The organism is Planktothrix agardhii, from assembly GCF_904830935.1.
Classification (GTDB): domain Bacteria; phylum Cyanobacteriota; class Cyanobacteriia; order Cyanobacteriales; family Microcoleaceae; genus Planktothrix; species Planktothrix agardhii.
In genome coordinates, this window is the sequence record NZ_LR882952.1 from 4124446 (window position 1) to 4144602 (window position 20157).

Below are 20157 nucleotides of genomic sequence, written 5' to 3' on the forward strand. Positions count from 1 at the left end.
AGTTAATTTGGGGTGAAAAATATGTCGTTTAGCCAACTAGATTACTGCCAATATCTATTGAGCAGCCCAAACAATTATACCTTAAATAACTTAGCCAAACACTTAGAAAATGTTAGCCATGATACCATAAATCGTTACTTAAACAAAGAAAATTTCACCTCGGAATCTTTGTGGCAAAATGTCAAAAAAGATATCCAAATCAGTGAAAATAGTGCGATCATTTTTGATGATACAGTATTGGATAAAAGGTTCGGGGAAAAAATTGAATTAGTCCGTCGTCAATATAGCGGAACAGAACATCGTGTACTGTCAGGTATTGGGCTGGTTAACTGTGTTTATGTTAATCCAGAACTGGGTTTATTTTGGGTAATTGATTATCGCATATATGATCCATATTGCTTGTGCCCTTTTAGTTTGGAATCAATTGAAAAGATTAGCTCATCTGACAAAGAAAACAGTCTATCAGTTAAAAGCTGAATCTTTGTCCAGTTATTTAATCAAAGAACTGAATTGTCCTTCGATAAAAATGGAACTTGTTTGATTCTTTTGGGTTTATTTTTAAATAAATAATCAGGACTTTTTAGGGTGATTGCTATTATCATTGGTATGCGATCGCCTACTTTTAGTACGCTATATATAGCGTGCTTGCGTAAGTCCTGAATATATTATTTAGCAACTTGAATCGGCCCATCAATACTACCACTAAAAAACTGTTTTACAATCGCGCTATCGGTGGTAAATGCTTCCTTAATTGTTCCTTGCCATTGCACTAAACCTTGATATAGAAAAACAATCCGATCGGCCGTGCGTCGAATGGTACTATCTTGATGGGTGACAATACTATAGGTACTGCAACCTTTTCCACTATGTTGTAAATCCCTAATTAAATCTTCAATAACCGTTGATGCAATCGGATCTAACCCGGCGGTAGGTTCGTCATATAAAATTACCTCTGGAGTCTCCCTAGGATTTTCTGGATTTGGCATAATTGCCCGGGCAAAACTGACTCGTTTTCGCATTCCTCCTGATAATTCGGCGGGATAGCGATCGCCAATATTAGGCAACCCGACCATCTCCAATTTCTCATTAACTAATTCCCTAATTTTTTTAGAAGGTAATTTTGTATGTTGATATAGTAAAAAACCAATATTTTCCGTCACCGTTAAAGAATCAAATAAAGCCGCCTGTTGAAATACCATAGCAATTCCAATCGGATCAGTAATATCATCGACCCATCCTTGCCGTTTTTTTCCTAATATATAAACTTCTCCTTCATCGGGGGGCAAAAGTCCGGCAATAATTCGCAAAATCGTTGATTTTCCCGTTCCTGAAGGGCCAATAATTCCCAATGCTTCTCCCCGATAAATCGTTAAATCAACCCGATCCAAAATCATTTGGGAACCAAAGGCTTTACTCACCCCTTTTAATTCAATTAAAGGTTCTAAAGATTCCGAGTGCTTTGATAAAACCAAGTTATCCTTAAAATCGACGGGTTCAACCTTAATCCTCGGAGTTTTTCCCTTGTTACCGTCTTTGATCATGTCGCTCAACCCTTCTTATCATTGTAACTTATACCCAATACAGTTGTTAAGCAAACGATTTAATCGTTATCATCACTTTGATCTCCCTCGTTAGGAAAAATTAAACACACCGATAGCCCGATGGGATTAACCTCTAGTCCGTTATTTTACGATCAGCACGACCTTCCTAGTCTAAATTGTCTGTAAAAGCCCGTATATCGAAGTAAAACACTATCTATGTCAACTGGTTCGTTCAAACACACCTTCCGCAGAATTATGAAACTCAGACTCCATCTTGGCCTATCGAATTATCGTTCTCCCCGGATGATTAACCAATGGTTTAAATGGTTATCCCCTGGGTTGTTTATCAAGCGGTGGATGGCGGTTAGTGCCACGGGAGTGTTAGTGGCTAGTTTAGGGTTGGCGATCTCGACGGGAATGACTCCGATTTATTACATCCTACAACTGCTGAAAAATTTATTAGGATGGATTACCACCGTTGTGCCAAATTATATCTCAGGGCCATTGATGATTGCCTTGGGGGTTGTGTTAGTTCTTTGGAGTCAAACCCGCAGTTTAAATTCAATTAGTGAAGCCTTTTATCCGGCAGGAGATGAACAATTAGTTGATCGTTTGTTGAGTCATCGCCGTTTATTGCGGGGGCCGAAAATTGTTGGGCTTGGGGGCGGTACTGGGTTATCAACTTTATTACGGGGATTGAAAGAATATAGCGCTAATATTACCGCCATTGTTACTGTGGCAGATGATGGCGGATCTTCAGGACGGTTAAGGCGAGAAATGGGAGTTTTACCACCTGGAGATATTAGGAATTGTATCGCCGCCTTAGCCGATGAAGAAAGATTATTAACGGAGTTATTTCAATATAGATTTACCGCCGGAGATGGATTAACCGGACATAGTTTCGGAAATTTATTCTTAACCGCAATGAGTGAAATTGAAGGAGATTTGGAACAGGCGATCGCCGCTAGTTCTAAGGTATTAGCTATTAGAGGTCAAGTCCTACCCGCCACATTAACAGATGTTAATTTATGGGCAAAATTAGCCGATGGTCGCCGAATTCATGGGGAATCTAGTATTACTGAAGCTAAGGGAAAAATTTTGACGATTGGTTGTATTCCCCCCAACCCTCCCGCCCTACCGAAAGCAGTACAAGCGATTTTAGAGGCAGATTTGATTATTATTGGCCCTGGTAGTTTATATACAAGTGTAATTCCTAATTTATTAGTTCCAGAAATTGCCGCGGCTATTGCTTCTCGAAATGTTCCCCGGATTTATATTTGTAATATTATGACCCAACCGGGGGAAACCAATGGTTATACGGTTTCTGATCATATTAAAGCTATTGATAAAGCCTGCGGTTATCAATTATTTGATGCGGTGTTAACTCAAGGAACAGTTCCCCCAGCTAATGCTTTAATTCGATATGCTCAAGAAGACTCTCATCCAGTTATTTTAGATCGAGATATGGTTAAACAATTGGGTCGAAGGATTGTGATGAGTAATATTATGGATGTTGATCCCGACACCGGATATTTACGCCATGATCCCTATCGGTTAGCCCAGGTATTATTAAGATGGTTTGGCAAAACTAACCCGTAGGTTAGAGAGTCCTTTAGGACTCACTACAGTGTAGTAAGCCCTGAAGGGCTCAATCTTTTCTAAACTATTCAGATAAAATTATGACTCAATTCCATTTACCCAACGCCCAAGCAACCAATAAATTAGGGAAACAATTTGGGCGATCGCTCCCAGCCAATAGTATTATATTATTAGAAGGGAATTTAGGAGCCGGAAAAACAACTTTTGTTCAAGGTTTAGCCGCAGGTTTAGATATTCCTGAATCCATTGAAAGTCCGACATTTACTTTAATTAATGAATATCTAAATGGCAGGATTCCTCTCTATCATTTAGACTTATATAGATTAGAAGCATCAGAAATTGAACACTTGAATTTAGAACAATATTGGGAAGGAATTGAAGTCGAACCCGGAATTATTGCCATTGAATGGGCCGATTGTTTGCCCTATAAACCGGAAAGTTATCTAAAAATAGAATTAACTTATACAGAAAAAGGTGATCGTCTTGCTACTTTATTTAATATCGGTCAGAATAATTTTAATCTGGATGTAGATCAGATTGAATTGCTAAATTGAGTATGATTTGGAGGCGATCGCCAAACAAAATAACTTTACAAAACTATTGAATTATGGGATAATTTAAACAGACTAATCCCAGTTTAACCTATTTCCCAAAATCCCCCAATGATTCAATCTACAAAACCCTTAATGTTTCTGACTTCTTTCCTTTTTGTCAGTATTTTTTCGGTTGCTGTTAATGTTCAAGCTCAAACCAAAAGCAAAATAACCCTGACTATTGATGGGTTAAAAAATAAAAATGGACAAATTTGTGCGAGTTTATTTGCGAGTAATAAAGGCTTCCCCAGTAATGGAGAGAATGCGATAAAAAGCGGTTGTGTCAGTATTACAGAAGTTCCTGTTGTCATGAGTTTTGATAATTTACAACCGGGTAGTTATGCGATTGCGGTTCTTCATGATGCAAATAATGATAAAATGGCTAACCGAAATGCTTTAGGAATTCCCACCGAAGGATTTGGTTTTTCTAAAAATCCCACCATTCTCACTGGGCCCCCAAAATTCAATGATGCTGCGGTTGTGCTGGCTGGAGAAAACACTAATATTAATATTAAATTAATGTATTTGTTAGGCGGTTAGGGGTAATTCATAAATTACCCCTACATATAGGGTTAAATCCCAAAATTTGCGTAAGTCCTAGTTAATAGACCTGAATCCAGGCCTTAACATCATATTCTGTCCAAATCCCATTTTGCCAATAGGGGTCAGACTCAATTAACTGACGCACGGTTGCTTCATCCTCCGCGTCATAAATCCCAAATATTTTAGTAACATCCTGAGTCGGGCCAATAGTTAATAAAACACCCGATTCTTTTTGTTGTTTTAATCGTTCTAAATGTTCCGCCCGATAGGGTTCTCGTTTCTCCAGAACGTTCTCACAATAGCTTCCGAACATGACATATTTTGGCATAATTGTTACTGATTGATTGTTGATTTTTGACTGGGATCTAACTTCTGAGACTGACGTTAAATTGTTGTACTAAAGCATCTCGGACTTTTTGTTGAAAGGGGTCAATATCGGTATCGGTTAAAGTGCGATCGCTAACCCGATAAACCAAACGAAAAGCCAAACTACGCTGACCTTCAGGCACATTTTTCCCCCGATATTCGTCGAAAACTTCCACCGATTCTAATAGATTCCCAGCGGCTTTGGTAATACAGCGTTGAATATCTGATACAGGTACTTCCACGGGGACGAAAAAGGCAATATCGCGATCGGAAGCGGGGAAAGTAGAAAAAGGTTTGAATTTACGAACTAAATTAGAGGGGCGATTCATCCCTTCTAATAATACCGATAACTCGAATTCAAAGGCATAAACTTGATTCGGTAAATCCTGTTTTTGACAGAGTTGCGGATGCAATTGTCCGAAAATTCCTAAGCGTTTTCCCTGTAACCATAAGGAAGCTGTGCGTCCGGGGTGTAACAATTCTATAGTAGATTCCGGTTTATATTCAACGGTTAAATTCAAGCGTTGAAATACTGCTTCTAAAATGCCTTTAGCTTCAAACCAAGTTAGGGGTTGTTCTTGACCACTACGAACCCAACGGCCAAAACTGCGATCGCCTCCCATAATACCAGCAATGGCATCTTGTTCTTTGTATTCGTCTCCTTCTTTCCAGAAAATTCTGCCGATTTCAAAGCCATTTAACGGCCTATTGCCATTTTCTAAATTATAAACAAAGGCGTCAATTAATCCGGTTAACATTTCGGTGCGTAAAGCCGAATATTCCACAAACAAAGGGTTATCTAAAACAACTTGATTATCCCCTTCTGTTTTAACTAAGGAATAGTGCATTAATTCCGTTAATCCTTCCCCGCGAAAAACCGCCCGAATTTGTCGAGTTGCGACCTGTTCTAAGGGAAGATAACCGGATACTCCTTGACTGGGCAATGTATCACGGAATTGATCATATCCGTAGAGACGGGCAACTTCTTCGATTAAGTCAATTTCTCGTTCTAAATCTCGATAACGATAGGGGGGAACAGTAACTTGCCAAATAACAGAATTATTCTGAGATTCCTTAACTAATTTACAACCTAAAGCAGTGAGAGTTTTTTCTACTTCTTCCGGCAATAAATAGGGGAATTCGGCTCGTTTCAGTTGTCCTAAAATAGCATTAATTCGATCTAACCTTAATGTAATTTCAGGAGTCTGAATTTTTATAGAACTGCGATCGCTTTCTTGACGAACAGGAACCCCAGAAGCCAACTCTTTTAACAATAAAATAGCCCGCCGACAAGCCAATTCTAATTCCGCCTGATTCACCCCGCGTTCATAACGGGTAGAAGACTCACTGCGTAGCCCTTGCGCCCGGGCAGAACGACGAATAGCGATGGGTGAAAAAATAGCTGCTTCTAACAATAGATTTTGAGTTTCTGCAAAAACTTCTGTTTCTTCACCTCCCATAACTCCCGCTAAAGCCACCGGATAATTATTGGCGGTAATTAACAGATTTTGCTCCTGTAATTTCCGAGTTTGACCATCTAAAGTTTTAAGGGATTCATCGGATTTAGCAAAGCGCACGCCCACGGTTAAATCTTGAGAGGAAGTTAACTGTTTTATCCGATCTAAATCAAAGGCATGAAGCGGTTGTCCCCATTCTAATAAAATGTAATTAGTGATGTCTACCACATTATTAATCGGACGCACTCCTGCGGCTTGTAAACGGCGTTGTAACCACTCAGGAGAAGGGGCAATTTTCACCCCTTGAATAATAGTACCAATATAGATCGTACAAGCGGTTTTATCGGCAATTTCAATCGCTAAAGATTCAGACTGATCTGGCTGTTCAATTAATAACTCTGGAGGTTGAGGAATTCTTAAATTTGCCCCGGTTAATGCGGCAATTTCACGGGCAATTCCCACCATACTTAAGCCATCGGCGCGGTTAGCAGTTGCCGTCACATCTAAAATAACATCATCTAACCCTAATAAGGGTCTAATATCACTGCCTAACGCCGGATTTTCCAGGTTAAAACTGTGGATTCCCGCCGAGTCTTTTTCTAATCCTAATTCAGCTAAAGAACAAATCATCCCCTCGGAGGGAACTCCCCGTAATTTTGTCTTTTTTAGTGTTAAATTAATTTTAGGAAGATGAGTTCCCAAAACTGCCACAGCCACCACCATTCCCGATGCCGCATTGGACGCCCCACAAACAATATTCAGAGGGTCAGAAGCACCAATATCAACTTGACAAACCCTTAATTTATCAGCATTGGGGTGTTGTTCGGCTTGAATAATTTTCCCCAGGACAACCCCATCGGCCCAGGAACGTAAATCTTCAATATCTTCCACCTCGAACCCCGCCATTGTGAGGATTTCAGACAACTCTTGGGGGGTGTTCTGGATATCTACCAGTTCTTGTAACCAATTTAGAGAAATACGCATCGTGATTCGCTTTCAATGTTCCTAATCCATTGTTGCACCAAGTCGGATGTTGAGCGTTTGTTATTGGTTGATTTTGAAGGTGTTGAAGCTCAATCACTGAAACTATGAGGATTTTGTGTTATAATTCTGGTGTCAACACGTTCAAATATTGCTACAAGGGCAAGATTATTGATTCTGGCTCCCATAAAACGTTTCATAGAAAACGAGTATTTATGCTTCAAGGGTGGCATAGTTGTTAAGAAATAAGTAGAAACACAAATCCAGTATTATATTATCAGTCCTGTGGGTTTTGCAAGTTCTCCGTTCACTGGTAAAAAGCAATCTCAAACATCATGAGCTACTGTGTTAATCCAGCCTGCCCTCAACCTGAGAATTTAGATGATGCCCTCAAGTGCAAGGCTTGTGGTTCAAAATTGCTGCTGAGAAATCGCTATCAGGTGATTCAACCTTTGGGTAAAGGCGGATTTGGGGCAACGTTTCTAGCTCAAGATATGTCCCTACCCGGACGTCCGAATTGTGTGGTCAAACAACTGCGACCCACGGCGACATCCGCTCGAATTTTAGAAATGGCAAGGGAGTTATTTCAACGGGAAGCAAAAACCCTGGGTAAAATTGGTGATCATCCCCAGATTCCTCGGCTCATTGATTATTTTATCGTGGGAAAACAATTTTATTTGGTACAAGAATATGTGGATGGCTATACTTTAAAACAAGAGGTCAAGGAAAAGGGTATTTTTGACGAGGCACAAGCCAAAAAATTTCTGCGGGAAATTATTCCCATATTAGATTATATTCACAGTCAAGAAGTGATTCATCGAGATATTAAACCTGCTAATATTTTACGTCGGCGAATTGATCAAAATTTAGTTTTAATTGATTTTGGAGCGGTAAAAGATCAAGTTAACCAAGCTACAATGATGGGCACTGGACAGACGGCTTTTACTAATTTTGCCATCGGGACATCGGGGTTTGCTCCCCCCGAACAAATGGCTTTACGTCCGGTTTATGCCAGTGATATTTATGCGGTGGGCATGACCTGTGTTTATTTGATGACTGGGAAGTCTCCTAATTCCTTTGAAAGTAATCAAATTACCGGGGAAATTTTGTGGCAACCCCATCTGGATGTGAGTGATTCTTTTTGCAGTATATTGCAACGAATGTTAGAATTTTCGGTGCAGTATCGCTATCAATCGGCGCAAGATGTTCTGCGAGCATTAGATTCTGAATCTAGTTATGAAGGTCTTTCAGGAAGCATGGTAATGCAGCAGAAGTCTAACTCAACTTCTAACTCCAAATTACCAACTCCTACGGATGAACCTACTGTTTTCAATGAAAATACCGGGTTGATGTTGACTTCAGAAAAAATAGGTGCACAAATTCGAGAAAGGAAACAACGGTTAGGGCAAAAAAAATCAGGAAAGATTGGAGGAGATCAGGATATTTATGATCAAACTGCTCTAGTGAGTGGTTTCGGTGCTAATCAAGGCGCTCCAGTTAGTATGATCTGTGATTCTGGTGCGAATAAAAAAGTTAATTCTGCTTCTGTCCCTGTAAATTCAGCCCCAAAATGGAATGAAAACACATTAAAAACTGCTTATGTAAAGGGTAGACGGGATTTTGCGGACTGTAAATTAAGTGGTTTAAATTTGGAAAATTTTGATTGGTCTGGGGCTAATTTTTATGAATCCCGTTTAAGTAATACGAATTTTCAAGGGGCCGATTTAACAGAAGTTAATTTTGGTCGGGCAAGATTAACGAATGTTAATTTCAGAAATGCTAAATTAGTTAAAGCCTATATGAGTAATGCTAATTTAGAACGGGCAGATCTTCGGGGTGCAAATTTGAGAAATGCCTGTTTAAATCGGGCTAATTTGCGAGGGGTGAATCTTTGTGGTGCTAATCTTACGGATGCCATTGTCACCGATGAACAATTAGCCATGGCTAAAATGAATGGGCGCACAATTAGACCAAATGGAAAACGAAAAAGTTGGTGGTGGTTCTGGTTTTAAAGCCGGGTAAGCTGCACAAATATTTCCTATTCCTATTCCCTATTTCCTAGTGCGTAGCACCATAAAACACAATGCAATACTATTTTACCGCATTTATCGTTATTTTCTTCATCGCCTGTTATGGTTACAGTTATTTTATTGTTAAACTAGCTAAACAAAAAGGAGAAGAATTTTTATTGTTTGGAATGTTATTCGGGTTATTTGGATTTATGGCATTTTGTGCCGCTTCTGTTCCCTTTTTACATTGGCTACTAGATTAATAACTTCATCAAGTTTTATGCCGTTTTTAAAACAAAAAAACTATTGTTTTCATTATACCAAAAACGGCAATATTAATCAACCTGTTATTTTATTTTTACATGGATTTCTAGGAAATAGTCAGGATTTTAATACCCGAATTTCTCCACTATTTTCCCAGTTTTGTTGTTTAACCCTTGACCTCCCTGGACACGGACAAACTCAAGTTTTAGGAGAAGACATTTGTTATCAAATGTCTGAAACAGCAATCGCATTAATAGAGTTATTAAACCATCTAAATATTGCCCAATGTTATTTAATGGGATATTCTATGGGGGGAAGATTAGGATTATATTTAACCTTAAATTTTCCCCAATATTTTCAAAAAGTAATATTAGAATCCACATACCCAGGACTCAAAACTGAATCAGAGCGGTTACAACGGTTGATTTCAGATATTCAAAAATCTCAACAACTACAAACCCTGGAATTTCCAATATTTTTAGACCAATGGTATAACCAACCACTATTTCAAACCTTAAAAAATCACCCTGAATTTGATCAAATTTTTGATCATCGTTTAAAGAATAATCCCATGGAGTTATCAAAATCCCTGCGGTATTTAGGAACCGGAAATCAACCGTCTCTCTGGGAAAAATTACCCAACAATCAAATACCCCTATTGCTGTTAGTTGGAGAATTGGATCATAAATTCAAACAAATTAACCAAGAAATAAACCAATTATGTCCCCTTTCCCAGTTGCAAATTATCCCGAATTGTGGTCATAATATTTTAATTGAAAATCCTCAACAGTGGATTAATAAAATAGTTAAGTTTTTATCGGAATGAATTATCAATTTCAGTTTCAACCCTATCAACGTCCGTTTAAAACTCCCCTCAAAACCGCCCACGGAATTTGGAATATTCGAGAAGGAATTATTTTAAATTTAACCAATAAACAGGGTAATATAGGATGGGGAGAAATTGCACCTTTAAGTTGGTTTGGGTCGGAAACCTTGGAAGATGCGATCGCCTTTTGTCAAAAACTTCCGAGTATCATTTCAACAGAAACAATTTTTACTATTTCTGACAGTTTACCCGCTTGTCAATTTGGGTTTGAATCTGCATTAATTGAGTTAAATTCTAACCCATTAGTTGATTTATCTAAACTTCAATATAGCGGATTATTACCTACTGGAGAAATAGTTTTAAATACTTGGAAAACCCTATTTCAGCAAGGATATCAAACCTTAAAATGGAAAATAGGTGTTGATGAAATTACAACAGAAATTAATATTTTTAAACAGTTAGTCAAGATCGTAATAGAAACTTTAAGCAGTCCTCAAAAAATCCGTCTTAGGTTAGATGCAAATGGCGGTTTAACCTTTGAGCAAGCAGAATATTGGTTAGAAACCTGTGATTTAATTAATGCCAATCAAGACTTGATTGAAATTGAATTTTTAGAACAACCTTTATCTATTTCTCAATTGGATTTAATGTTAGAATTATGCGATCGCTATTCCACTTCTCTAGCCTTAGATGAATCCGTTGCTAATTTACAACAATTAAACTCTTGTTATCAACAAGGATGGTTAGATATTTTTGTGATCAAACCTGCTATTTTTGGATCTCCAAGAAAACTCAAGAATTTTTGCCAAAAAAATAAAATTGATACCGTTTTTTCTTCAGTTTTTGAAACCGATATCGGTCAAAATTCCGCTTTAAAAATTGCCTCTGAACTATTATTATATAATCGTGCTGTTGGATTTGGAATTAATCATTGGTTTATTTCCTAAATTATATCCCCGGAATCCCAGGAGAGAAAAACTGATATAGCAACCGCCAAGGCAGTTAGGACACCAGACGGATCTTAGAACCCAAACGGTTAAGTATTTCCCCCCTGTTCCCTCCCCCCCTAGCCCCCGTGCACGGGGGCTAGGGGGGCTGTTCCCTTCTATAACTGTTAGAGACGCGCCAATAGCCTACGGCATCGCTGCGCTCGGACACGCCTCCGATAAATGATTTCACATAAATACCCGATGTTGCAGACTCGGCATTTGCCTCCGAACCTGTTCCAGACGGGCGGGATTAATTTCTGCGATCGCAATTCCTGGCCTATCACCTGCATCCGCTAAAACTGCCCCCCAAGGGTCAAGAATCATCGCATGACCGTGAGTATACCGACGCCCATAATGACATCCAGTTTGAGCAGGTGCGACCACATAACAGGTATTTTCAATCGCTCTAGCCTTGAGCAGAACTTCCCAATGATCCTTACCCGTATAAGCAGTAAAAGCTGCTGGAACAAAGAGAATTTCTGCTTCTTTTTCGGATAAATGGCGATAGAGTTCTGGAAATCGGACATCGTAACACACCGATAGTCCCAGGTTGCCCAACTCTGGATGATGATAAACCGGAGGTAAAACCGTCCCCGCCATCACCGTATTAGATTCCTGATAAGTATTGCCATCGGGCAAATTAACATCGAACAAATGAACTTTTTGATAACGGGCTAATTCTTGACCATTAGCATCAATTAACACCGCCGTATTATAAACTTTGCCATCACCCGAAGGAACTGGAAATCCTCCCGCTAATAGAGTAATTTGAAACTTTTGGGTAATGGTTTTAAGAAATTTTTCTGTAGTTTGAGCAATAGTTTCAGCTTGAGCCATTTTCTCGGCTTCCTCACCCATAAAGGGAAAATTCTCAGGTAAGCTGACTAATTCAGCCCCCTGACGAACTGCTAAATCAATCAATTCTTCTGCCTCTGCCAGATTTTTTTCTAGCCAAGGGGTACTGGTCATTTGAATAGCCGCAGCGAGATAGGATTTCATTGATAAAGAATATATTTACAAGTTAAAAGCGGGGCAGGGGAGCAGGGGAGGCAGGGGAGGTAAACTCTTGCTATTACTTATTCGTAATTCGTAATTCGTAATTCCCTGTTCCCTGTTCCCTGTTCCCTCTTTAGATCAAGGTTGAATTAAGAGAGGGGATGGAACAGTAAATCGGGGAAGAAACGATTAAATTCGATTAAAACCCCAGCCGTAAAAACCATCAAAGCGGCAGCTAAAACGGGTGCTGTTGAAATATATTTCAAGAAATACTGCATGAGTTTTTTTCTCCTAAGTTTGCAAATGTGAAAAACAATTAATCTGTTAAAAGAAACCAGAATTCACAAAGATTATTAGAACATAAACAAAGTTTGTTTATGGGATAATTAGGGAATATTTAGGTGATTAATTCAACTGAAATCTTCCCTAATCTCTGTTTAAGAATTCTGTAATTAACGAGGTGAAACGGTGATTTCGTCATCTTTGACGTACAGTTCACCGGTGGTGATTTCTTTCAACGCTGCTAAGGGCCACAGGAAACCACCGAGCATAAAGGTCAGAGCCACAGGAACATTGATGATAATTTCTTTTTCTGCGGGGTTTTCGCTCTTTCTTGCATATTGTAAATAAGACCGACCGACCCAACCAATCCATCCGGCAATATACAGGAACAGAACGCCAGGAATTAAGAAATCTCCCGCATGAGATAAGCTTCCATCCACAATTAAATGGGGTAAGCCATCTTCTTTTCCGCAGAGTTCTTGGGAATAGCGCTCAAAGCGTGCTTTTGCCTGTGCCGGGTTAGCCGCAACAGATATAGAGGTTTTTGCCCGTTGCTCAAACACGGAAGATTCAGAGCAAGGAACTAAGTTATAAGCTGAAGCTGCGGGAACAACGGTCATCCACAAGCCTAGGGCTAGAATAGCAGCTAACAATCGACGCATAGAAGTGTTTCCTTTTGTTACGTTTGTCATTATTAGGTTCAGTTGTTCACTGTACCCAAAAAATCTGCAATGATAAAGCTATTCAAAGTTAGCTCCGATCATTTCATAAAATTTATCAGTCAATGGCAACAGTTTTAGCAATTGAAACAAGTTGTGACGAAACCGGGGTCGCAATTGTAAAGAATCGTAAAGTTTTAAGTAATGTTGTGGCTTCTCAAATCCCCATTCATCAACAATATGGCGGGGTTGTCCCCGAAGTTGCCTCCCGTCATCATTTAGAAATGGTGAATCCTGTCCTTGACCAAGCATTAGAAACCGCAGGTTTAGACTGGTCGGCCATTGATGGGGTGGCTGCCACCTGTGCACCCGGACTGGTAGGGGCGTTAATAACGGGTATTACCACAGCTAAAACCTTAGCCTTGGTGCATGATAAACCCTTTTTAGGGATTCATCACCTGGAAGGTCATATTTATGCCAGCTATTTAACCGAAACCAGTCTTCAGCCACCGTTTTTATGTCTGTTGGTATCGGGGGGTCATACCAGTTTAATTCATGTTAAAGATTGTGGGGTCTATCAAATCTTGGGACATACGATGGATGATGCCGCCGGGGAAGCCTTTGATAAAGTATCCCGGTTGTTAAATTTGGGCTATCCTGGGGGGCCAATTATTGACCAGTTAGCAACTCAAGGCAACCCCAAAGCCTTTGCCTTACCCGAAGGCAAGATTTCCCTCCCTAATGGGGGTTATCATCCCTATCATTCGAGTTTTAGCGGGTTAAAAACGGCGGTATTAAGGTTAGTTCAAACCTTAGAAAAAGAAAAAAGTACCTCGTTACCTGTTGCCGATATTGCGGCGAGTTTTCAAGATACCGTTGCTAAAATTTTAACAAAAAGGGCGATCGCTTGTGCCTTAGACTTTGGATTAGATACTATTGCTATTGGGGGAGGAGTGGCGGCAAATAGTGGGTTAAGAAAACATCTGCAAGAGGCGGCTAAAATCCACGATTTGCGGGTATTATTTCCGCCTTTAAAATATTGTACCGATAACGCCGCCATGATTGCTTGTGCGGCTTCAGACCATCTTAACCGAGGTCATATTTCACCCTTAACTTTAGGGGCGCATTCCCGAATGTCGTTGGAAGATGTGATGCTGTTATATAAAGGGTAATTATGAATTACGAATTATGAATTGGTGATGATGATGGATTTTTGTGATCTTATCCTTTAGAAATAGAGATCGAGGATTTTCCAATAAAAACATCATTTCCAAAAGATGTAGATTGTGTTTCTTCCTGGGATACTAACAAATCAAACCAGAATGTTGTTCCGATGCCCAACTCACTCATTAAATGAACTTGACTTCGATGTTTTTCAATAATATTTTTCACAATAGACAACCCTAAACCCGTTCCTTCTAGGGTATGAACGCGATTTTCTACACGGAAGAAACGAGTAAAAATAGCCTCTTGGTCTTCTAGTGAAATTCCGGTTCCCGTATCAGAAACTTCAGTTCTAATATAACGATTTTTAGGTCGATTTCCAGCTAAATGTAAATCTACAGGGCGAGGGGGAGGAGGGGAAATAATCCAGCCTCCTTTTTCAATTTCCTCTACTTCTTGATTTTTCTTGAGATTATCTTCTTCTAATAGATAAACTCTGATAATTACCCGGCCCCCCAAAGATGTAAATTTCAGCGCATTTCCGACTAAATTGGTTAAAACTTGCAACAATAAATCATAATTTCCGACAACTAAAGGTAAATCTGGTTCTATTTCTCGACTAAGTTCAATTCCTTTATCCTTAGCATTCAATTGATAGGTTCTCAAAGTCTGTTCTACCACTTGCGCCATATCAACGGGTTCAAAATTGTAGATACGACAGGATTCTAAGCGAGACAAATCTAACACATCATTAACTAAACGAGTTAAACGGTCTGTTTCATGGTTGGCGGTGGCTAAAAATTCCTGTCGTTCTTCTTCGGTTAAATCTTCTCCATAATCATGGAGGGTTTCAATAAAGGATTTAATATTAAATAACGGCGTTCTTAATTCATGGGAAATATTACTAATAAACTGACTCTTAGCATCATTTAACTCTACCTCACGAGTAATATCCTGAATGGTCATTGCAATCCCTTTTAAACTTTCCCGATAATTGTCTTCCCCAGGAGAATTTGACATCGGATTATAGTCATATAAAGTACATTCCTGAACGTTGGGACGTTCTGATAATTCACAAGTATTTTCCGCGTCGTGAATACAGCTATGACACAGGGGTTCAGCCCCAGGAGATTTATGTAATAAAACCGTGGTTAATAAAATTCGTAATGTCCGATTTGTGGGTTCTCCCAAGGAACAACGAAACTCTCCGCCATCTAAAGTTCCACTGGCAATTTTTTGTAAAGGTTCTGATAATTCTTCTGTAACCAAATTGGGTAAAAAGTTGAGAACATTATTACCAATAACCGTTGTACCTTCCCAGCTAAATAAACGTTTTGCGGTGGGATTAACTAAAATTAAATTCAGTTCAGCATCAATTAAAACGGCTCCATCGGCAATAGTTGAAACCAAGGTTTCTAACTTGGCTTTTTCTGCGGTTAGTTCTTCAATATTTTGTTCTTCAAAACTTTCTAGGCGTTCTGCCATTTCATTGAAACTGGAAATTAATTCCCCTAATTCTCCTCCAAAGGGTAAATCAACCCGTTGATTAAAATTTCCTACGGCAATATTTTTAACTCCTTGAACTAATTCTTTAATCGGTTGAGTAATAGTTAAAGCATTAAATACCGCCCCTAAAATTACCATCACCCATATTGAAACAAATACCGCTAAAGTTACATCCCTGGTTAAATTTGATGATACAACAACGGTAGGATTAGGATTAATTCCAATGGCTAAAATCCCTAAATAATTTCCATTGTGCATCATGGGAACAAAAACATCCGTCACCTCTCCAGCTGGAGTTAAATGTTGTCTTACCATCGGCAAATCCGCAAAATTTCCTGACTGCACACTGGCTAAAAAATTATCAGGTAACTGCATCCGCCGCCGTAGGGTTAAGGAATTTTGTACTGCCGAATCGGAAAAGGGTAAACCTAGATAAATTTCCCCCTCTTGATCCGCATATAACATATAACGGACACTAGATGTACTGGTGTAGAATTGACGGGAAAACCGTGCGACTTCATCCCTTTTTTCTTCAGCAATTAGGGGGGCGACATTGGCGGCTAATAGTAATCCTAAATCTCGACCGTAACGGGTATCGTTGATGCGAGCATCTTCTTGAATCGTGTTGACGGCCCAAAATGTTAAACTACTCATCAATAGAGAAACTACCAGGGTCGCCCCCGCCATTAACCGAGTTTGCAGGGTAAACTCTGACCACCATCTACCAATAATCTCAGCTATTTTTTTGAGGAGTCTCAGCATTTGTTGAGGATTAGGGGGTTGACGGTTGGGTAATTCTGTGTTCATCGGCAATACGGTAATGGTTTGATAATTCCTCCATGTACTATATTGGCCTGTAGAGACCCAGAGTTGTGTCTAACAAAAGCGTTAAGTTTTGTTAACACATACTATACATGGTAACAGGAGATGGGAAAAGCGGGGGAGCAGCAGTACAAGCGTCCTCCCTCGGTGACAATAACAGAACTTATGCAGGCGTAGTAGCGTCGCCCTGTTTGGGAAATTGCGTTTTGAAGTTTGATAGGAGTCACTTATTTTTAAAGATTAAATTGGCAATTAATTAGATTCATTTCGGCAGTGGAGTCAGCTTTAACAGGTAAGGAAAGCGAAATTAAGGTGGTTAAGAGGGAAAGGGAAAGAAGAAGGCGAGATTTAATAATTGCCATGGTTTGAGAGTTAATAATATTGGCATAAATGATATACTGATATAGCATAATTTACCAAAAAAATCTTAATCTTTTGGTTAACGGCAATATCCCTACAATCTCTAAAAAACTGATAACTGATAACTGATAACTGATTATGTCTCAAACTATTGTTGTTAAAATTGGTACATCGAGTTTAACCCAGTCGGCGACGGGACATTTAGCCCTATCGACTTTAGCCACATTAGTAGAAACTTTAACCCGACTACAAAAGCAGGGTTATCGAGTGGTTTTAGTGTCTTCGGGTGCGGTAGGAGTGGGATGCGATCGCTTAGGATTAACCGAACGTCCCCGCACCATTGCTTTAAAACAGGCCGTAGCCGCCGTCGGTCAAGGTCGTTTGATGCGGGTTTATGATGATTTATTTAGTACCTTAAAACAACCCATTGCTCAAGTTTTACTCACCAGGGGAGACTTAGTACAACGCAATGGTTATGTGAATGTTTATAATACGTTTCAACAACTTTTAAAATTAGGAGTAATTCCGATTGTTAATGAAAATGATACTGTTTCTGTCGATGAACTAAAATTCGGGGATAATGATACGCTTTCGGCTTTAGTTGCTAGTTTAGTGGAAGCGGATTGGTTATTTTTATTAACCGATGTAGATCGATTATATTCGGCCGATCCCCGTGAGAATCCCGATGCTCAACCGATTAGTTTAGTGACTAATATGGAACAATTAGAACAATTCCAAGTTAAAACGGGAGATTCTCGCAGTGGTTGGGGAACCGGAGGGATGATTACTAAAATTGAAGCCGCCAGAATTGCCACGGGGTCAGGGGTGAGAACAGTGATAACAGAGGGGAAATTCCCCCAAAATTTAGAAAAAATTCTGCAAGGGACGGAACTCATTGGCACGCAATTTGAACCCCAGAATAGACCCGTTAATGCTCGAAAACATTGGATTGCAAATGTATTAGTTCCTACGGGAAAAATATATTTAGATGCCGGGGCAATTCGAGCAATTTCTCACGGAGGAAAATCTCTATTGGCGGCGGGAATTACTCAAGTTGAAGGTGAATTTAATCTTCAGGATTCTGTCCAAATTTGTAATTTAGATGGACAGGAAATTGCTAGGGGATTAGTGAATTATAGTCAGGGAGAATTGCAAAAAATAAAAGGTTTACATTCGGATAAAATCCCTGAAATTTTGGGTTATGACGGAGCAGATACGGTAATTCATCGTGATAATTTAGTCGTATCATCTCCATTATCTATAACTTAAAACCCTGAGTTCAAATTCTCAGGAGGATTACCCGATCCCCGTTCCGATAGTTGAAGTGATTCATAATAAACTTCAAGACAGCTATCCCCTAAAATCTAATGAACTTACAGATAGCTCACCGGATTTCCAGATTTAGGATAAAATAGTAAAACCCTTAGCAATTGAAGATTTTTTGACCCCTTAAAACCTTAAATGACCCTAGCAGAATCTTGGACAAATCAGTGGCGTTTCCAACTGGAAAACGATTACCCTAACTCCAGTCAAGACAAACGAGAAAGTATCATTAATTGGTTACTGGGAGAGCATTTTACCAGCTTAGATTCCCTCCCTACTAACCAACAGGAACGAATCAAATTAGGGTTAAACTTTCGCTATCAAATTCTACAACAGCGCTATTTAGATACGCCTCCCGAAAAAGCCTATCGAAATTTAATGCAGCGATTAGGGAGTTTAATGATCCTACGCCAAAAGGTTCGTCTTTGGGTGTCAACCAGTCGCGATCGCCAGCGTCAAGTGGTGGATGTTTTACAAGAAGTGGTACAGGAAATGTTGAATAGCGATCGCTATTTACAACAACAAATTCAATGGATTTCTCAATGTACAAACGATCGCCAATTAAGTAATGCTTTACTATTCACAACATTAGAAGAATATTGTCTCCGTCCAATTCGGAATCAACCCCTATTAGTTTATAGATTTGTTAATTATTTACGTCGTTCTCAACGGGGCGGATTAACCCAAGTTCCCGCCGGAGAATGGATTAAACAATTATCCGATGAAATTCTATCCGATGAGACAGATGACACTATTAGTTTATTAGATAATCAAGCCATTTCTCAATACGAAGACGACCAATATTTTCAAACCCAACAAAACCAAAGGTTAAAAGTACAAGCAGAATTTGAAGACTATTTAATTAAAAATGTAGATTCAAAGGCGGCGGAATGGTTGCGACTGTATTTACAAGGATTATCCCAAGAAGCGATCGCTCAAAAGTTAAATTTACCGATTAAACAAATCTATCGACTCCGAGAAAAAGTTAGTTATCATGCAATTAAAAACTTTACCTTAAAACAGAATCCAGAATTAGTTACCAGTTGGTTAGGAACCTCTTTATCCGAACATCGTTTAGGATTAAATTCCGAACAATGGGAACAATTTTGGCAAAGTTTAAACGATAACCAACGTCAAATTATTGAACGATTAAAAGCCGGAGAAACTTTAGAAACTATTGCTGAAACCCTAAACTTAAAACTCACCCAAATTCAACAGGAATGGACTACAATCTATTTAATGGCTCAAGATATTAGAAATTAATTACGAATTGGGAATTGGGAATTGGGAAATATCTTCGTAAACAGCAGTCAGAGAACAAGAGAAATTAACACTGGTTAACTCTAGTTCTTGATTTCCTCGATAACTATAAAGCTCCCATCTCCCCTCTGCATTCCCTCGAAAACAATCAACACGCTGGCGGTTTTGACTAATTAATACATATTCTTGTAAGGTTTCTAATTCTTGATAGTCGATAAATTTATCCCCTCTATCAAAGGCTTCCGTCGAGGATGAAAGCACTTCAATAATTAAGCAAGGATAGCATTTAAAGTATTCAAAATTGGTATCGCGGGAGTCGCAAGTTACAATGATATCTGGATAGTAGAAAATATTTAAAGTTTCAATCCGGGCTTTCATATCTGCAACATAAACACGACACCCAGTTCCACGAATATGATTTCTTAGCATAGCCAGTAAGTTAGCGGTAATGGTGACGTGAGCATCACTCGCCCCAGCCATTTCATAAATTTGTCCCTGGATATATTCATGTTTAATCGGGCTATTCTTTTCGACTTCTAAGTATTCTTCCGGTGAAAGATAGGGATGAGCTTTGCTAAATGTCATAAATTAATCATCCTGAAAATCTAATTCTAACT

General features: G+C 39.2%; 19 protein-coding genes and 1 pseudogene. 11 read left to right on the forward strand and 9 right to left on the reverse strand.

Annotation, left to right across the window (positions count from 1 at the left end):
• Window positions 1-21: 21 nt before the first annotated feature.
• Window positions 22-541, forward strand: a pseudogene (locus NMG88_RS19035) (transposase).
• A 124-nt stretch (window positions 542-665) separates the two neighbouring features.
• Here the strand turns inward: NMG88_RS19035 and NMG88_RS19040 are convergent.
• Window positions 666-1394, reverse strand: coding sequence for an ABC transporter ATP-binding protein (locus NMG88_RS19040; protein WP_043939411.1), 729 nt, complete (start codon window positions 1392-1394; stop codon window positions 666-668).
• 402 nt (window positions 1395-1796) lie between these two features.
• Between NMG88_RS19040 and NMG88_RS19045 the strand changes: the two genes are divergently transcribed.
• The 3 genes from NMG88_RS19045 to NMG88_RS19055 all read left to right on the forward strand — a co-directional run bounded on the left by NMG88_RS19045 (window position 1797) and on the right by NMG88_RS19055 (window position 4273).
• Complete coding sequence (locus tag NMG88_RS19045; protein ID WP_227381181.1) at window positions 1797-3140, forward strand: gluconeogenesis factor YvcK family protein; 1344 nt, start codon at window positions 1797-1799, stop codon at window positions 3138-3140.
• A gap of 80 nt (window positions 3141-3220) precedes the next feature.
• On the forward strand, window positions 3221-3694 hold the full coding sequence (gene tsaE / locus NMG88_RS19050) for a tRNA (adenosine(37)-N6)-threonylcarbamoyltransferase complex ATPase subunit type 1 TsaE (protein ID WP_042156275.1): 474 nt from the start codon (window positions 3221-3223) through the stop codon (window positions 3692-3694).
• Between the two features lie 108 nt (window positions 3695-3802).
• Entirely contained in the window at window positions 3803-4273 is a 471-nt protein-coding gene (locus NMG88_RS19055; RefSeq protein ID WP_254035703.1) for a DUF2141 domain-containing protein, read from the forward strand.
• A 61-nt stretch (window positions 4274-4334) separates the two neighbouring features.
• Here NMG88_RS19055 and NMG88_RS19060 read toward each other — a convergent pair whose 3' ends face one another.
• Both NMG88_RS19060 and pheT read right to left on the reverse strand, forming a co-directional pair.
• Window positions 4335-4604, reverse strand: a complete 270-nt coding sequence (locus tag NMG88_RS19060; protein WP_042156271.1) for a YciI family protein — start codon at window positions 4602-4604, stop codon at window positions 4335-4337.
• Window positions 4605-4641: 37 nt separating this feature from the next.
• Window positions 4642-7083 carry a phenylalanine--tRNA ligase subunit beta gene (gene pheT / locus NMG88_RS19065; RefSeq protein ID WP_254035704.1) on the reverse strand — a complete coding sequence of 814 codons (2442 nt, stop codon included), beginning with the start codon at window positions 7081-7083 and terminating at the stop codon, window positions 4642-4644.
• 332 nt (window positions 7084-7415) lie between these two features.
• On the opposite strand from pheT, the gene NMG88_RS19070 reads away from it, so the two are divergent.
• The 4 genes from NMG88_RS19070 to NMG88_RS19085 all read left to right on the forward strand — a co-directional run bounded on the left by NMG88_RS19070 (window position 7416) and on the right by NMG88_RS19085 (window position 11126).
• Window positions 7416-9092, forward strand: coding sequence for a serine/threonine-protein kinase (locus NMG88_RS19070; protein ID WP_042156267.1), 1677 nt, complete (start codon window positions 7416-7418; stop codon window positions 9090-9092).
• A gap of 71 nt (window positions 9093-9163) precedes the next feature.
• Window positions 9164-9352, forward strand: coding sequence for a hypothetical protein (locus NMG88_RS19075; protein ID WP_026796996.1), 189 nt, complete (start codon window positions 9164-9166; stop codon window positions 9350-9352).
• A 17-nt stretch (window positions 9353-9369) separates the two neighbouring features.
• Entirely contained in the window at window positions 9370-10179 is an 810-nt protein-coding gene (gene menH / locus NMG88_RS19080) for a 2-succinyl-6-hydroxy-2,4-cyclohexadiene-1-carboxylate synthase (RefSeq protein ID WP_026796995.1), read from the forward strand.
• Entirely contained in the window at window positions 10176-11126 is a 951-nt protein-coding gene (locus NMG88_RS19085; RefSeq protein ID WP_042156265.1) for an o-succinylbenzoate synthase, read from the forward strand. The genes menH and NMG88_RS19085 overlap by 4 nt, the downstream gene beginning before the upstream one ends.
• Window positions 11127-11354: 228 nt before the next feature.
• Here NMG88_RS19085 and NMG88_RS19090 read toward each other — a convergent pair whose 3' ends face one another.
• From NMG88_RS19090 to NMG88_RS19100, 3 genes are all read right to left on the reverse strand, one after another.
• Window positions 11355-12167 (reverse strand): carbon-nitrogen hydrolase family protein, encoded by an 813-nt coding sequence (locus tag NMG88_RS19090; protein ID WP_026795750.1) that lies wholly within the window; start codon window positions 12165-12167, stop codon window positions 11355-11357.
• Between the two features lie 146 nt (window positions 12168-12313).
• Window positions 12314-12442, reverse strand: coding sequence for a photosystem I reaction center subunit IX (psaJ, locus tag NMG88_RS19095; RefSeq protein WP_254035705.1), 129 nt, complete (start codon window positions 12440-12442; stop codon window positions 12314-12316).
• Window positions 12443-12616: 174 nt separating this feature from the next.
• Window positions 12617-13108 carry a photosystem I reaction center subunit III gene (locus NMG88_RS19100; protein WP_042157871.1) on the reverse strand — a complete coding sequence of 164 codons (492 nt, stop codon included), beginning with the start codon at window positions 13106-13108 and terminating at the stop codon, window positions 12617-12619.
• A gap of 122 nt (window positions 13109-13230) precedes the next feature.
• Between NMG88_RS19100 and tsaD the strand changes: the two genes are divergently transcribed.
• Complete coding sequence (tsaD, locus tag NMG88_RS19105; RefSeq protein WP_026798128.1) at window positions 13231-14277, forward strand: tRNA (adenosine(37)-N6)-threonylcarbamoyltransferase complex transferase subunit TsaD; 1047 nt, start codon at window positions 13231-13233, stop codon at window positions 14275-14277.
• A gap of 49 nt (window positions 14278-14326) precedes the next feature.
• On the opposite strand, the gene NMG88_RS19110 is transcribed toward tsaD, so the two are convergent.
• Both NMG88_RS19110 and NMG88_RS19115 read right to left on the reverse strand, forming a co-directional pair.
• Window positions 14327-16537 (reverse strand): ATP-binding protein, encoded by a 2211-nt coding sequence (locus NMG88_RS19110; protein ID WP_042157868.1) that lies wholly within the window; start codon window positions 16535-16537, stop codon window positions 14327-14329.
• 293 nt (window positions 16538-16830) lie between these two features.
• Window positions 16831-17007, reverse strand: coding sequence for a hypothetical protein (locus tag NMG88_RS19115; RefSeq protein WP_155806180.1), 177 nt, complete (start codon window positions 17005-17007; stop codon window positions 16831-16833).
• An 88-nt stretch (window positions 17008-17095) separates the two neighbouring features.
• Between NMG88_RS19115 and proB the strand changes: the two genes are divergently transcribed.
• On the forward strand, window positions 17096-18226 hold the full coding sequence (gene proB / locus NMG88_RS19120) for a glutamate 5-kinase (protein ID WP_026785994.1): 1131 nt from the start codon (window positions 17096-17098) through the stop codon (window positions 18224-18226).
• A gap of 192 nt (window positions 18227-18418) precedes the next feature.
• Window positions 18419-19543, forward strand: a complete 1125-nt coding sequence (locus NMG88_RS19125) for a HetZ-related protein 2 (RefSeq protein ID WP_227351225.1) — start codon at window positions 18419-18421, stop codon at window positions 19541-19543.
• Here the strand turns inward: NMG88_RS19125 and NMG88_RS19130 are convergent, their stop codons facing one another.
• Entirely contained in the window at window positions 19544-20125 is a 582-nt protein-coding gene (locus NMG88_RS19130; RefSeq protein ID WP_254035706.1) for a Uma2 family endonuclease, read from the reverse strand.
• Window positions 20126-20157 lie beyond the last annotated feature (32 nt).

Coding starts and splice junctions, on each gene's coding strand:
- NMG88_RS19040 (WP_043939411.1), bottom strand. CDS start 1,394: ATGATTTTGGATCGGGTTGATTTAACGATTTATCGGGGAGAAGCATTG.
- NMG88_RS19045 (WP_227381181.1), top strand. CDS start 1,797: ATGAAACTCAGACTCCATCTTGGCCTATCGAATTATCGTTCTCCCCGG.
- tsaE (WP_042156275.1), top strand. CDS start 3,221: ATGACTCAATTCCATTTACCCAACGCCCAAGCAACCAATAAATTAGGG.
- NMG88_RS19055 (WP_254035703.1), top strand. CDS start 3,803: ATGATTCAATCTACAAAACCCTTAATGTTTCTGACTTCTTTCCTTTTT.
- NMG88_RS19060 (WP_042156271.1), bottom strand. CDS start 4,604: ATGCCAAAATATGTCATGTTCGGAAGCTATTGTGAGAACGTTCTGGAG.
- pheT (WP_254035704.1), bottom strand. CDS start 7,083: ATGCGTATTTCTCTAAATTGGTTACAAGAACTGGTAGATATCCAGAAC.
- NMG88_RS19070 (WP_042156267.1), top strand. CDS start 7,416: ATGAGCTACTGTGTTAATCCAGCCTGCCCTCAACCTGAGAATTTAGAT.
- NMG88_RS19075 (WP_026796996.1), top strand. CDS start 9,164: ATGCAATACTATTTTACCGCATTTATCGTTATTTTCTTCATCGCCTGT.
- menH (WP_026796995.1), top strand. CDS start 9,370: ATGCCGTTTTTAAAACAAAAAAACTATTGTTTTCATTATACCAAAAAC.
- NMG88_RS19085 (WP_042156265.1), top strand. CDS start 10,176: ATGAATTATCAATTTCAGTTTCAACCCTATCAACGTCCGTTTAAAACT.
- NMG88_RS19090 (WP_026795750.1), bottom strand. CDS start 12,167: ATGAAATCCTATCTCGCTGCGGCTATTCAAATGACCAGTACCCCTTGG.
- psaJ (WP_254035705.1), bottom strand. CDS start 12,442: ATGCAGTATTTCTTGAAATATATTTCAACAGCACCCGTTTTAGCTGCC.
- NMG88_RS19100 (WP_042157871.1), bottom strand. CDS start 13,108: ATGCGTCGATTGTTAGCTGCTATTCTAGCCCTAGGCTTGTGGATGACC.
- tsaD (WP_026798128.1), top strand. CDS start 13,231: ATGGCAACAGTTTTAGCAATTGAAACAAGTTGTGACGAAACCGGGGTC.
- NMG88_RS19110 (WP_042157868.1), bottom strand. CDS start 16,537: ATGCTGAGACTCCTCAAAAAAATAGCTGAGATTATTGGTAGATGGTGG.
- NMG88_RS19115 (WP_155806180.1), bottom strand. CDS start 17,007: ATGCTATATCAGTATATCATTTATGCCAATATTATTAACTCTCAAACC.
- proB (WP_026785994.1), top strand. CDS start 17,096: ATGTCTCAAACTATTGTTGTTAAAATTGGTACATCGAGTTTAACCCAG.
- NMG88_RS19125 (WP_227351225.1), top strand. CDS start 18,419: ATGACCCTAGCAGAATCTTGGACAAATCAGTGGCGTTTCCAACTGGAA.
- NMG88_RS19130 (WP_254035706.1), bottom strand. CDS start 20,125: ATGACATTTAGCAAAGCTCATCCCTATCTTTCACCGGAAGAATACTTA.